Source organism: Kaistella pullorum, assembly GCF_014837035.1.
GTDB classification, from domain to species: Bacteria; Bacteroidota; Bacteroidia; order Flavobacteriales; family Weeksellaceae; genus Kaistella; species Kaistella rhinocerotis.
Genome location: NZ_JACSPS010000001.1, coordinates 197,811 through 211,970, shown reverse-complemented (window position 1 = coordinate 211,970; position 14,160 = coordinate 197,811). Strand labels below are relative to the sequence as shown.

Sequence of the window (14,160 nt, the reverse complement as noted above, 5' to 3'; positions counted from 1 at the left end):
AAAACCTTGAAATATTAAAAACCAAACAAAGATTATGAACAAAAAAAGACTTTTTATTTTTAAACAGGCCTTAGCGCTGTTTATGGTGCTCTGCTCCTTGTGGGGGTGGGGGCAAACCTACTATCCTATGTCTTCAGGAAATTACTCAGAAGATTTTAATGACATAACTAATACAACACAATGGCCAAATGGTATGGGTGTTTCTAATACAAGTTCCGCAGAATGGATAGGTTTGGCAGTCAATACAACAGGTACAATACCTAGTGGCACTAGAATCACGACGGCTAGTACAACTTTTCAATCAACAGGTACAAGCGGAGGCGTGCAAAGAGGTAATAGTACATTTGGTCCTACTGGAACAATTGTTTTGTTATCTACAGGTAGTAGTGATAACTCAACTTCTACAGCTGTAGAACTACACCTAAATTTTACAGGTAGAAACGCAGGTACATTATCTTTTGATTGGCAAACAGTGAATAATGGAACGGGTAATCGCACAGGTTCTTTACGAGTTTATACAAGTACCGATGGCAATACCTATACTGAGTTAGTAGCTGGACAGGTGTTAAATTTTGTTAATAACAATCTTACAAGTGGGTCAATTGCTACTGTGCAATTGCCAGCTAGCTTTAACAATAATCCAACGGCACGAATAAGGTTTTATTACCATAATGGTTCTGGAGGAACCACTGGAAATAGACCTAAGATTGCTCTTGATAATATTTTGGTTACTTCAACCGGCGCTTCTGCTTGTGATCCTGCGACCCTAACCGCTGGTACAACCAATGCCACCACCACTCAGGTTGCTTCAGGTGGTTCTACCAATCTTTCATTAACAGGCGCTTCCACCGGTTCAGGGCTTTCTTACCAGTGGCAAAGTTCACCGAACGGAGCGACCTGGACCAATATCAGCGGCGCGACGAATGCAACGTACAGCGCTACAAATATTACTGCTCTAACACACTACAGAGCACTGGTTACATGTGGTGCAACTACAGTTGAATCCGAACCAATTATTATTACTGTTACATATTGTACGCCTACTTACTCAACTGGCGGAACGAACGATAAAATCACTAATGTAACACTAGGAACATTAAATAATTCTGCATCCGGAGCTACCTCAGCACCTTTTTATACTTTTTACAATACCGTAACTATTCCCGATATTACGCAATCTCAGACAGCAAGTGTTTCTGTTACATTTGGAAGTGATACCAATCAGTATGGGGCGGTTTGGATAGATTTTAATCAGAATAATATTTTTGAAACTTCAGAGGGGGCAGTTTCAACGAATGCCGGTGCGAACGGAAACTATATATTTAATATTCCTGTACCATCAGGTGCAATATTAGGAAATACCCGAATGAGAATTCGTGGTGGAGATGATTCAGCACTGACCACTGGGGACGCATGTAGTACAAAAACGTACGGTGAGACCGAAGATTATATTGTAAACATTGTGGCACAAGGACCCACGGTTACTGCCGATGCAGGTTCATTAACTGCATTCACGTACGTGGAAGGATCCGGTCCTTCTGCAGAACAGAATTTCACGGTAACCGGCGTGAACTTGACCACAACTATTACAGCGGTTGCACCCACGAACTGGGAAGTTTCATCTACTTCAGGTACAGGCTTCGGTACAACGGCAGCTCTGCCTGCTGCAGGCGGAAAAATCTACACAAGACTGGTTGAAGGATTGCCCGCAAGTACTTCTTATTCCGGCAATATTTCCCTTGCAAGCACCGGTGCTACCACAGTGAATGTAACCGTGTCGGGTTCTGTGACAGCAAATACACCTAACCTCGTTCTGTCGGGAACGCCACTGAATCTAGGCAGTTCCTGTCCGGGAACCGTAGCAAATACCGTAACTTATACCATCACCAACAACGGTGGGGGAGCAGCCTCCAATGTGGTGGTCACCTCCGACAATACGCAGTTTGTGATGTCTAACCTCACGGCAACCGACATTGCGGCAGGCGACACGGCTATGTTTGATGTAACCTTTACCCCGAATGCTGCGGGCGCGCAAAATGCGACCATCACCGTATCCAGTACCGGCAGCAACAGCCCTACGCTCGCCCTTACGGGGACGGGAAATGCAACTGTAAATCCTGTGGTGACCACCCAGGCCGCATCGGCCCTGGCTGATACCGGTGCCACACTGAACGGCAATGTGACGTCTTTGGGAAGCTGTTTGGCGTCGGCTTTAACTGAAAGAGGCTTCGTGTACGGAACCGCATCAACACCCGAACTCAACAGCGGCACCTTTGCTGCAGTCGGTACGGTAGCCACCGGAGCCTACAATCTGGCGCTCACCACCCTGATGCCTGCCACACAGTACTACTATAAATCTTATGTGAAAGACGCTAGTGGCCAATACGTTTACGGAGCTGAACAAACCTTCACCACCGTGCTGAACGCGCCTGCGGCTACGGCTGCCACAAATGTGACGCCAGTTGGATTTACGGCCAACTGGAACGCAGTGAATGGAGCGGAAAGCTATGAATTGGATGTTTATGAGAAAGTAGAAAATATATCCCCTAATTTAGTAGTAAATCCCGGTTTTGAAAATTCAACTCTAGATCCTTGGACATTTGAACCAGGCATGAATCAAGTAATTTCCAACTCTCCAGTAAAGACCGGTACAGCATCACTGTATTCAACTGTTACAGCCACAAGAAATTTTAATCAAGATATTGCTGTAGAAAATGGTAAAGAATACAAACTGAAATTTAGTTATTATATTGACCCATCTTCTACTGGAACTGGCTTTAGAGTGTGGACAACTACAGGAGCAACGGTTCAATTGCCTTCTAGCTCGGCATATTATAACACTAAGGGATCCTGGATTGATGTTGAACATACTTTTACTGCTAGCGGGTCGAATCTTACTCTTAATTTAAGGCTATATAATGGCGTTAAGATCTATTTTGATGATTTTGACTTAAGAAATTCGGAATCAATTCTGACAAATAACTATATTTTAAATGCAACGAACGTAGGAAATGTAACTTCTTACGAAGTAACAGGTCTAAACCCCGAGTCAACATACTACTACGTTGTACGGGCAGTTTCGGGTTCAGTAACATCTGCATCGAGCAATACCATCGAAGTCACCACACAGGGGACTCCTACCTGGAACGGCACGGAATGGTCCAACACCACCGGTCCGGATGCTACAACACCGGCGATTATCGACGGCGATTATGAAGGTGCTGCAATCACAGCGCAATCGTTAACCATAAACGCAGGAAAAACCCTTACCGTAAACAACTACGTGTCTGTGGGTAACGTCACCAACAACGGAAACATCCTGGTGGCGGACGGAGCCAACTTTGTGCAGACCGGTACGTTCACGGCGGGTGCAGGGTCTTCATTCAAAGTGAGAAAAGACACCAAACCGGTGAAACGCCTGGCATATGTGAACTGGAGCAGCCCGATGGACGGTTCAGCGCAGACGCTGAAGGAATTCTCCTTTGGTAAAAAAGCAGACGGAACCAACCAGTCGGCTACCGGAACTGTCGATGGCCGTTTCTTTACATACAACAACAATGTGTTTGCAGTCGTTGCGCCGACGTCCACATTCCAGTCCGGCGCAGGTTATCAGATCCGTACGCCGAACGATTTCACGACGACACCTCAGGTTTTCCACGGACAGTTTGAAGGTACAACGCCAAATACGGGTGCGATCAGCGTAGATCACATCGATATTATTACGGGCGACTATGTGCTGCTGGGCAATCCGTACCCTTCTGCTATTTCAATCAATGATTTCCTAACCGCCAACCCGGACACTCAGAAAACCATCTATATCTGGAACAGTGAAGCCGAAATGATTGATAATACATACGGTGGAGGAAATTATAATACGTACGCGCCGAACACCGGTTCTGTCCCGGCAGGTGCAATCAACGGTTATATTCCGGTGGGTCAGGGCTTCTTTATCGAGCGCGGAACGGCAACAGCGCCTTTTGTTTTCGAGAACAGCATGCGACGCACAACAGAGGATGGCGTGTTCAGCAAGGCAGCCACCGCCGATAAATTCTGGCTGGAGCTTACCGTGCCTTCCGGCTCAAAACCTCAGATGCTGATCGGCTTCAATGCTGCAGCTACAGCAGATTATGATGCGGGATTCGATGGGGCTTTGTTCGGCACCAATGCAGATGCGCTCTATTCAGAAGTGAACGGTACCAAACTCGTTATCGATGCACACGGGACTTTCTCTTCAGATGATACATTTGCCTTAAAGGCTGATCTCAGCGCAGCCGGAAACTACACCATCGGCATTTTGAAGTCCGAAGGAGTATTTGCCAACGGCCAGCAGATCTGGCTGAAAGACCAGCTTACCGGAACCACGACTTTGATTTCGGAGCAGCCGTATGCATTCAGTGCAGATGCCGGAACCCTGGCCAACCGTTTCGTACTGCAGTTCAAGCCGGGTGGTGCATTAGCAACTGACAGCGCTGTCAAGTCTGACATCAGGATTTACAGTGCAGGTTCAGATGTTCATGCAAAGTCATCAGAGAACATCACGTCACTCCATGTCTATGATATGAGCGGCCGAATGATCGCAAAAGCACCGGCAGCACAGAAAGAAATCGTGCTGAATGTGGCGTACAAAGGTGTGGTGCTTGTAAAAGCGCAGCTTGCGAACGGAACCGTTAAAACAACTAAACTAATGCTTAAATAAAAGGTGATGAAGAACTTACTGATTATACTATGTTTTTTAATGGTGTCGGCCAATGCCTATGCGCAGTCTGATGCCAGATTCTACGACACCGAAGGAGAATATAAGAAAGGTGTCGAGGTAGCCAACAGTCCCGGTGACGGAAATCTGGGTGGAGATGATCCGGCGGCCGCGCCTATCGATGATTACTTACCTTTACTGGTAGTCGCTGCGCTTGGCATGGCGGTGTGGTATGCACGCCGGCCTCAGGTCAAGGCAGAATAAGTTGTAAAACTGTACTCTTGAAACTCCGCGTCAGCGGAGTTTTTTTTATTTTCAGTACAGTTGATTTCGCGACCGTCGAGCGGCGTCGTTTGTTTTTTCACTTCGCTGGGTTTGACTTCGTCGAACCGCTTCGCTGAGATTCTTCACTTCGCTGAGATTCTTCACTTCGCTCCGCTGCGTTCTGAATGACAAAATCCCGTCCTGAATGGTTGATTCGCGGTGACAGAGCTCGGCGGTTGGACAGCGGTTGTCATCTCGACTAAAAAGAGATTGACTCCGTCGAACCGCTTCGCTGGTTTCTTCAGAACTTCGTTCGTAATCTTCATTAAAAACTTACGTTTTTAATTCGATTATGCTGCTGAACTTCGTTCGCAGACCTTCAGTCTGTGTTCTGAAACCGCAGGTTCGGCGAGGCCAATGACAGCGCGGGTTGTCATCCCGACGAAGGAGGTAACTCTTTCTGAGAGTAATAAAGAGTCGTAAAGATTAACCTACTTGAACGTTGAGATTCTTCACTTCGCTTTCGCTTCGTTCTGAATGACAAAACTCCGTTCCACCAGGAAGCATCTAACATTTAACAAAAGTTCGCTTGTCATCCGGACGAAGGAGGGATCTCTTTCTGAGAGTAAAATAGGATTGTAAAGATAAATCTAGTCGAACGGTGAGATTGACTTCGTCGAACCACTTCGTTGGTTTCTTCACTTCGCTACGCTGTGTTCTGAATGACAAAATCCCGTCCTGAATCTAAGACTAAAAAGAGATTGACTCCGTGGAACCGCTTCGCTGGTTTCTTCACTCCGCTGCGCTCCATTCTGAATGACAATGCGCTGCTCCGTTCTGAATGACAGCGTTCCGTTCTGAAACCGAAGGTTCGGCGAGGCCAATGACAGCGTGGGGTTGTCAGGGGGGGGAGATCATTTGGCGCGAGTGGTGGAGAGTTTGAGTGCGGCCTGGATTTGCCGATCAATGGATTTTCAGTGTGTTAAATTATTAAACATGGCATTCGTTCGGTTTTTTATGCTGCGTATGAATGCGGTCAGGGCCGCGCATGCCGTTACCCTGAGCAGTTTAAACATCCCTTCAAAATCCGTCCAATCCGCGCAAAACAAATGAGAAACGGTCTAAAATGATTACCTTTGCAAAAATTTATTTTTACTCCCGATGAACAGACTCTTTCTTATTATATACGTCCTCTTTCTGCTCCTGGCCACTGCAGCCTGCAAACCCAAAGAGAACATGGTGTATATGGAATCCGACCGGTCGGCGGCGGAAGCAGAGGTAAAACAGGCAATTTACGAAGGTACTCACCTGCAGCCCGGCGACTTTCTCGATATCAAAGTGACCGCCTATGATGAATTTGCGGTGCGGCCATTCAATCTTCACTCAATGAACCAGCTCACCAACCCGGGCGAAGTTCAGGCAGGGCAGGCGGCGCAGACATCGCCTCAAGGCTATCTTGTCGATAATGAAGGCTATATCATTTTTCCGGTGCTCGGGAAGATTTTCGTCAAAGGCATGACGATGGGTCAGCTGCGCGCTGACCTTGAAAGCAAACTGCTTGAATACCTGTCGGATCCGCTGGTTTCAATCCGTCAGCTCAATTTTAACATCACCGTCCTGGGTGAGGTGAAGGCACCGGGCCGGTACACCAGTACTTCTGATAAAATCACCCTGCTGCAGGCGCTGGGTATGGCAGGGGATATGACCGACTATGGCGACAGGACCCGCGTAAAACTTGTGCGCAACGAGAACGGTATCGACCAAACCCACATTATCGATTTCACAGACCGGAATATCACCGGCTCACCTTATTACTACATGCAGCAAAATGATGTGCTGTATGTAGAACCGGATATTATTAAAAGAAAATCGGCCAATGTAGATCCGAACCGTAACCTGGCTTTCCAGATCGGCGGTGTGGTATTGGGACTTGCCGGAATATTGATTACCCTACTTAAATAATTCATGGAATTTACAGAGATTGCAACAGAGCAGCGAGACGGTGCCCAAATCAAAAGACAGGTGCAGCGGTATCTGCGGTACTGGCCCCTTTTTGTGGGCGGACTGCTCCTCGGACTTACATGCGCCTATTTATATCTGCGTTACGCCACGCCACAGTATATGAGCAAAGCTTCACTCTATGTGAAGAGTGCCGCGGCCAAAAGCGGAGAGATCATGGGCCTGCAGGATTTTCAGAACATGGCGCTGCCGTCCGGACTGATGTCTAATGAAGTGGACAATGAGATTTCCGTCGTACGGTCGAAGCCATTGCTTTACAACGTCGTGAAGAGTCTTAACCTCGAGGTCAAAGTGATCAATGAAGGGAACGTCAAACAGGTTGAACTCTATGAAAACAGTCCGTTTACCGGAAGTCTGCTCAGCTTAAAAAAGCCGCGTTCGTTCAATTCGGTCACGTATACCATTTCACCGATCGGGGCCAACAATTTTAAGCTCAAAAATGATTCGAAAGAAATTTCGGGTACATTTGGGGTGCCTGTGGTTACCGACTACGGCAGTTTTGTCCTGCAACGGAAAAATGGAGTCATCTTCGACAAGACGCTGACCTTAAGGATCGTCAATCCAAGGATTGTGGCGGACCAGCTGGAAGCGTCGATCAGTGTGGTGATCCCGCAGAAAAAATCGAGCATCATGGAGCTCAGCCGCGTCGGGACCGATCCGGTGCGTTCGGAGGACATCCTGAATGAACTCATCCGCCAGTATAATGCGGACGCTATTAACGACAAGAATGCCGAGGCCAAAAGCACGGCTGATTTTATCGACGAAAGACTGGACCTGATAACGAAAGAACTGGGTGGCATTGAGTCTCAGAAAGAAAATTTCAAGGAAGCCAACAAAATCTCGGACCTGCAGACGCAGGCGCAGCTTAATCTTGAGAATGCGAGTGAGAATACCAAGAAAATGATGGACATCGGCACCCAGCTCGAGATGGTCGATTCGGTGCTGCGTATTGCGAATACCTCAGCGAACGACCAGCTCTTGCCAACCAATGTCGGCATGCCGGCAGGTCTCGAAACCGTGATTCAGGAATACAACCAGCTTGTCCTCACGCGCAACCGTACGCTGAAGCAGGCCACACCTTCGAACCCGGCGGTGCAGCAGTTCAACCGCGATATCGCTTCAATGCGCGAACTCATCCGCGACAATCTGCGCAAATCGCGTTCAACATTGCAGATCGCGATGGGCCAGATACAGAACGAAATCAATAAATCGGGGTCGAGCCTGAGCAAGTTTCCGCAGCAGGAAAGGGTTTTCCGCAGCATCGAAAGACAGCAGAACCTGAAAGAATCGCTATTCCTCTATTTACTTCAGAAGAGAGAAGAGACTTCAATTGCGCTTTCAGTGAATACACCAAAAGCCAAGATCGTGAACCCTGCCTATACGATGGCCGCGCCTGTAGCACCCAAGAAAAATATTGTGTACCTCGCGGCAGCACTCTTAGGACTCCTGTTGCCGGGGGCATTTTTATACACGCGTTTTGCGCTTGATACGTACGTACACAGCCGCCGACAGATCCGCGAGGCCCTGCCGGAAGTAGCGGTGGTGGGTGAGATACCGAATGCAGGTGACGAAACAGCGCTGGTGAAGAGAAATGACTTCTCCTCTTTTGCCGAATCTTTCAGGATTATGCTGACGAATATGAATTTCGTACTCAAGGAAGCGCCGGAAGGAAAAGCCTCAGTCATTCTGATCTCCTCTTCGGTAAAAGGTGAAGGTAAGACCACGGTCAGCTTTAATACGGCACTTACCCTTGCCCAGAACCGTAAAGTACTCCTTATCGGTGCGGATATCCGGAATCCGCAGTTCAAGCGCTTTATGAAAGTGTCACCTCGCGGTCTGTCCGATTATCTGGCCTCACCTGACATGCAGACTTCAACGATCATAGAGACCTCCGAACTGCACAGTAACCTTGACGTGATCCCGAGTGGCAGCATTGCACCGAACCCTACTGAACTGCTGGCGAGTAAGAAGTTCAAAACCATGCTCGATGAACAGAAACCGTATTACGATTATATTGTGATCGACTCGGCGCCGATGCTGATGGTGAGCGATACCTTCAATCTGCTCGGTTATATGGATCTCCTACTTTACGTGATGCGCGCCGAACATACCGACAAGGAAATGTTCGAATTTGCGCGACAACTGATGCATGAAAATGCCAAGGGTAAATTTGCCATCGTGCTCAACGACGTCCGCAATATGCATCTGAGTTACGGCAATAAGTATGGCTACGGGTATTATACGGAGGAGAGGAAGAAGAAGTGGTATGAAATTTTTGGACGATGAAAAACGTTTTAATTACAGGTGGAGCCGGCTTTATCGGCTCAAATTTATGTGACCATTTTATCAGCAAAGACTATAAAGTGACCTGTCTTGATAATTTTGCGACCGGGCACCGGCACAATATCGAGCATTTACTGGATCATCCCAATTTCCGTCTGCTTGAAGGGGATATCCGGGATACTGAGATGTGCCGCACGGCCTGCGAAGGGCAGGATGCAGTACTTCATCAAGCTGCATTAGGGTCAGTTCCAAGGTCGATTAATGACCCCATCACCAGTAACGATGTGAACGTAGGCGGATTTCTCAATATGCTGGTGGCAGCGCGTGATGCCAAGGTAGAGCGCTTTGTCTATGCGGCCAGTTCAAGTACCTACGGCGATTCAAAGAGCCTTCCCAAAGTGGAAGAGGTGATCGGAAAGCCACTGTCGCCGTACGCGATAACTAAATATGTAAATGAACTGTACGCCGATGTCTTTGCGAAAACTTACGGTATGGAGTGCATCGGTCTGCGGTATTTCAATGTATTTGGCCGGCGCCAGGACCCTAAAGGCGCGTATGCGGCGGTAATTCCGAAATTTGTTATCCAGCTGATGAACCTCGAATCGCCTACCATCAATGGGGAGGGCGACTATTCACGGGATTTTACGTATATCGACAATGTGATCCAGATGAATGAACTCGCCATGCTGACCGATAATCCGGAGGCCGTCAATACGGTCTATAATACCGCGGTGGGCGACCGTACGACGATCAAAGATATGGCACAGCTGCTGAAAGAATATCTTTCTGCGTATGATGCCGAAATAAATGAAGTTGAGATACTGCATGGCCCTGTACGGGCAGGAGATGTACCCCATTCCAAGGCGAGCATCGATAAGGCCAAAACACTTTTGGGATACAAACCCAGTCATCAGTTTGCAGCCGGGCTGAAAGAAGCGGTGGACTGGTACTGGAAACACCTGGAGCGCTAATAAAGTATATGTTTATATTTAGAAACACAATGTCATTCCGAGCGAAGAAAGGAATCTCTTTTGCGAAGCAAAAGTCTCATCCTCAACCTCAACCTCAACCTCAACCTCAACACATGAATCATAAAATAGCAATCATCGGTCTCGGCTATGTAGGCCTTCCACTCGCAAGACTTTTCGCCACCCAATTTCCGGTTGTGGGTTTCGATATCAATACCAAAAGAGTTGCGGAACTCAATGCGGGCCACGATGATACGCTCGAGGTATCGGACGCACTGCTGCAGTCTGCACTGGTTCAGCAAAACCCTTTATGTGTCGCTGCGGGCGACGCGAACCCATCTCAAACCGTAGGTTTGTATTGTTCTGACCAATTGGAGGACATCACCGATGCCAATATCTACATCATCACCGTACCTACGCCGGTGGACAAGAATAACCGTCCTGTATTGACGCCTTTGATCAAGGCCAGTGAAACGGTGGGTAAGGTACTGAAGAAAGGCGATATCGTCATTTACGAATCCACCGTGTATCCGGGTGCGACGGAAGAAGACTGTATTCCGGTGGTGGAGCAAACTTCCGGTCTGAAATACAATGTAGATTTCTTTGCGGGCTACTCGCCGGAGCGGATTAATCCGGGTGACAAGGAACATACGGTAGAGAAGATCCTGAAAGTTACTTCCGGCTCAACTTCTGAAACGGGCAAAATTGTCAATGACCTGTACGCAGCCGTCATTACGGCCGGAACCCATTTGGCACCCACCATAAAAGTCGCGGAAGCGGCGAAGGTCATTGAAAACTCGCAGCGCGATATCAACATCGCGTTTGTGAACGAACTGGCGAAGATCTTCAACCTCATGGACATCGATACCCACGCCGTTCTTGAGGCCGCAGGCACGAAATGGAACTTCCTGCCGTTTAAACCAGGTCTGGTTGGGGGTCACTGTATAGGTGTTGATCCTTATTATCTCGCGCAGAAGGCGCAGGAATACGGATATCATCCCGAAATTATTCTGGCCGGAAGAAGACTGAATGATTCGATGGGCGAGTATGTGGCTTCGCAGATCATCAAGACCATGATCAAGAAAGGAATTAAGGTTAACGGTGCCGAAATTCTAATGCTTGGTATTACCTTTAAGGAAAACTGCCCGGACGTAAGAAATACAAAGATTGTGGATGTGATCAGGGCTTTAAAGGATTATTCAGTTACGGTTAAAGTTTATGACCCGTGGGCGAGCCCGGTGGAGGTCCTTCATGAATATGGTATTATTTGCAGTTCAAGAATTAGTGAATCAGAAAAATTTGATGCGGTTGTTCTTGGGGTTGCTCATAAAGAGTTTCTTAACCTGGACCTTAGCCTTAACCTTAAAGGTAGTTCTGTGGTATACGACGTAAAAGGCATTTTAGCGCACGCAGACAATAAATTGTAATGACCACAAAACATTTTATAATCTTTGGCACCCGACCTGAGGCCATTAAAATGGCACCGCTGGTCAGGGAATTTAAGAAACATCCGGAATTTAACACCAAAGTTTGCGTAACCGCGCAACACAGGGAAATGCTGGACCAGGTCCTCGATTTCTTCGAGATCACGCCCGATTTTGACCTGGATCTGATGAGGCCCAACCAGAATCTGTACACCCTTACCGCTGATATTATTACCGGACTTAAGCCAGTACTTGAAAATTTTCAGCCGGATTATGTGTATGTGCATGGAGACACCTCCACCTCATCGGTGGCTGCACTAGCTGCTTTTTACGCGGGGGCAAAAGTCTGCCATGTGGAGGCGGGCCTACGAACCCACGATAAGTGGTCGCCATTCCCGGAAGAAATGAACCGACAAATTACCGGTCGCCTCGCAGATTTTCATTTTGCACCTACGGCTGTCTCCAGAGAAAATCTTCTGCGTGAAAATGTAAACCCTGAACAGATACTTGAGACAGGAAATACGGTCATCGATGCACTGATTGAAAGTTCGGAGAAAGTTCAGACCCTGGACAATGAGGAGATTTCATTCCTAAAGACTCTCATCGATCCCGCTAAGAAACTTATCCTTGTGACCGGCCACCGCCGTGAAAATCATGGACAGGGGTTTATCAACATCTGCGAAGCACTCAAGGAAATCGCCCTGTCGAATCCTGAAGTGCAGATCATCTATCCGGTACACCTGAATCCGAATGTTCAAAAGCCAGTGTATGAAATACTTGGCGATACGGGGAATATTCATCTGATCGAGCCGCTTTCCTATCCGGCTTTCGTCTGGGCTATGAATCAATCATATCTCATTATCACGGACAGTGGTGGTGTGCAGGAAGAAGCGCCGAGCCTCGGGAAGCCTGTACTGGTTATGCGTGATACGACAGAGCGGCCTGAAGCGGTGGAAGCCGGCACTGTTGTACTGGTTGGCACCGACAAAGACAAGATCGTATCTGAAGCCAACAGTTTACTTACGGACAATGAGCGATATACGATGATGAGTGGTCTGCATAATCCTTATGGTGACGGTAAGGCCTGCGAGCGAATTGCCGCATTTATGAAGAGGGTTGGCCATTAAGGTTAAGGCTGAGGCTGAGGTACTCCCAACACGCAGGGATCCTTAGATGTCCCTTCGAGTACCTCAGGGACCGGACGGGTGGATGAGGCGCTCGAAGCCACAGGATAAATATAAAAATAACACAATACCGATCTGCGGATAAGCCGATCTCTATAAAAAAAGACAATGAAACAACCCAAAGTAGTCACCATTGGCCTAGGATATATAGGATTACCGACCTCGGCGTTAATTGCCGCTAACGAAATTCCGGTGCATGGCGTCGATATTTCACAGCATGTCGTAGATACCATTAATGCCGGAAAAATACACATCGTAGAACCCGACTTAGATCAGGCCGTAGCCTCGGCAGTAAAGGCCGGCTTTCTGAAGGCGGATACGAAGCCTGTTGAAGCTGACACCTATCTGGTGGTAGTGCCCACGCCTTTCAAAGGAAATTTTGAACCAGACATTTCGTATGTTCAGGCAGCTACCGAAGGAATCATTCCCCTGTTGAAAGAAGGGGATCTGTATATTATTGAGTCCACTTCGCCGGTGGGGACCACTGAAAAGATGATGGACCTCATCTTTAGCAAAAGACCTGAACTTAAGGATAAAATCTATCTTGCGTATTGCCCCGAGCGTGTACTGCCCGGTAATGTAATGTATGAACTCGTACACAACGACCGCGTGATTGGAGGTGTGAATGACCAGTCAACCGAAAAGGCCCTCGCTTTTTATGCGCATTTTGTCAAAGGAGAACTTCATGCCACGAATGCACGTACAGCAGAAATGTGCAAGCTCACCGAAAATGCGTCGCGCGACTCACAGATCGCCTTTGCAAATGAACTTTCACTAATCTGTGACAAGGCCGACATCAATGTCTGGGAGCTGATTAAGTTAGCCAACAAACACCCGCGCGTCAACATCCTGCAGCCCGGTTGCGGTGTAGGCGGACACTGTATCGCGGTGGATCCCTACTTCCTCACGGCAGACTTCCCGATGGAATCTCGGATGATAGCGCAGGCACGCGAAACCAATAACTATAAATCATTTTGGTGTGCGGACAAGATCCGGGAGGCAAGAAAAGAATTTAAACTGAAAAATAACCGTGAGCCAAAGATTGCTTTGATGGGTCTGGCGTTTAAACCCAATATCGATGACCTTCGTGAATCCCCGGCAAAATACATTGTGCAGCGCGTATTGCAGGATGCGAACGATGAAGAGTATTTTATTGTGGAACCTAATATTAAGGAGCATAATATCTTTAAACTCACAGACTATAAAGAAGCAGCGGAGAAAGCGGACATTATTGCGTTTTTAGTGGCCCATGACGAGTTTAAAGACATTGGAGCTTTGGAGGCTAAAACGGTGTTAGATTTTTGTGGAATAGTAAAATAATTAGC

At 47.6% G+C, this 14,160-nt stretch carries 8 protein-coding genes; all 8 read left to right on the top strand.

Annotated features, from left to right (window positions below; all coding sequences use genetic code 11):
* Positions 1–616 precede the first annotated feature (616 nt).
* Positions 617–4,696: a GEVED domain-containing protein gene (locus H9628_RS00975; protein ID WP_251832251.1), complete on the top strand. Its 4,080-nt coding sequence runs from the start codon at positions 617–619 to the stop codon at positions 4,694–4,696.
* A gap of 6 nt (positions 4,697–4,702) precedes the next feature.
* Entirely contained in the window at positions 4,703–4,957 is a 255-nt protein-coding gene (locus H9628_RS00970) for a hypothetical protein (protein ID WP_251832250.1), read from the top strand.
* A gap of 1,161 nt (positions 4,958–6,118) precedes the next feature.
* Positions 6,119–6,919: a polysaccharide biosynthesis/export family protein gene (locus H9628_RS00965; protein ID WP_251832249.1), complete on the top strand. Its 801-nt coding sequence runs from the start codon at positions 6,119–6,121 to the stop codon at positions 6,917–6,919.
* Positions 6,920–6,922: 3 nt separating this feature from the next.
* The gene (locus tag H9628_RS00960) at positions 6,923–9,262 is read left to right on the top strand and encodes a GumC family protein (RefSeq protein WP_251832248.1); all 2,340 of its coding nucleotides are present in this window, start codon (positions 6,923–6,925) and stop codon (positions 9,260–9,262) included.
* Positions 9,259–10,230 carry an SDR family oxidoreductase gene (locus H9628_RS00955; RefSeq protein ID WP_251832247.1) on the top strand — a complete coding sequence of 324 codons (972 nt, stop codon included), beginning with the start codon at positions 9,259–9,261 and terminating at the stop codon, positions 10,228–10,230. The genes H9628_RS00960 and H9628_RS00955 overlap by 4 nt, the downstream gene beginning before the upstream one ends.
* Positions 10,231–10,343: 113 nt before the next feature.
* Positions 10,344–11,654 carry a nucleotide sugar dehydrogenase gene (locus H9628_RS00950; RefSeq protein WP_251832246.1) on the top strand — a complete coding sequence of 437 codons (1,311 nt, stop codon included), beginning with the start codon at positions 10,344–10,346 and terminating at the stop codon, positions 11,652–11,654.
* The gene (gene wecB, locus H9628_RS00945; protein WP_251832245.1) at positions 11,654–12,778 is read left to right on the top strand and encodes a non-hydrolyzing UDP-N-acetylglucosamine 2-epimerase; all 1,125 of its coding nucleotides are present in this window, start codon (positions 11,654–11,656) and stop codon (positions 12,776–12,778) included. The genes H9628_RS00950 and wecB overlap by 1 nt, the downstream gene beginning before the upstream one ends.
* A 165-nt stretch (positions 12,779–12,943) precedes the next feature.
* Positions 12,944–14,155: a UDP-N-acetyl-D-mannosamine dehydrogenase gene (gene wecC, locus H9628_RS00940; protein ID WP_251832244.1), complete on the top strand. Its 1,212-nt coding sequence runs from the start codon at positions 12,944–12,946 to the stop codon at positions 14,153–14,155.
* The last annotated feature ends 5 nt before the right edge of the window (positions 14,156–14,160 follow it).

What these genes read in the sequence shown, in the direction of transcription:
- H9628_RS00955 (WP_251832247.1), top strand. Translation starts at nt 9,259, where the DNA reads ATGAAAAACGTTTTAATTACAGGTGGAGCCGGCTTTATCGGCTCAAAT.
- H9628_RS00960 (WP_251832248.1), top strand. Translation starts at nt 6,923, where the DNA reads ATGGAATTTACAGAGATTGCAACAGAGCAGCGAGACGGTGCCCAAATC.
- H9628_RS00965 (WP_251832249.1), top strand. Translation starts at nt 6,119, where the DNA reads ATGAACAGACTCTTTCTTATTATATACGTCCTCTTTCTGCTCCTGGCC.
- H9628_RS00970 (WP_251832250.1), top strand. Translation starts at nt 4,703, where the DNA reads ATGAAGAACTTACTGATTATACTATGTTTTTTAATGGTGTCGGCCAAT.
- H9628_RS00950 (WP_251832246.1), top strand. Translation starts at nt 10,344, where the DNA reads ATGAATCATAAAATAGCAATCATCGGTCTCGGCTATGTAGGCCTTCCA.
- wecC (WP_251832244.1), top strand. Translation starts at nt 12,944, where the DNA reads ATGAAACAACCCAAAGTAGTCACCATTGGCCTAGGATATATAGGATTA.
- wecB (WP_251832245.1), top strand. Translation starts at nt 11,654, where the DNA reads ATGACCACAAAACATTTTATAATCTTTGGCACCCGACCTGAGGCCATT.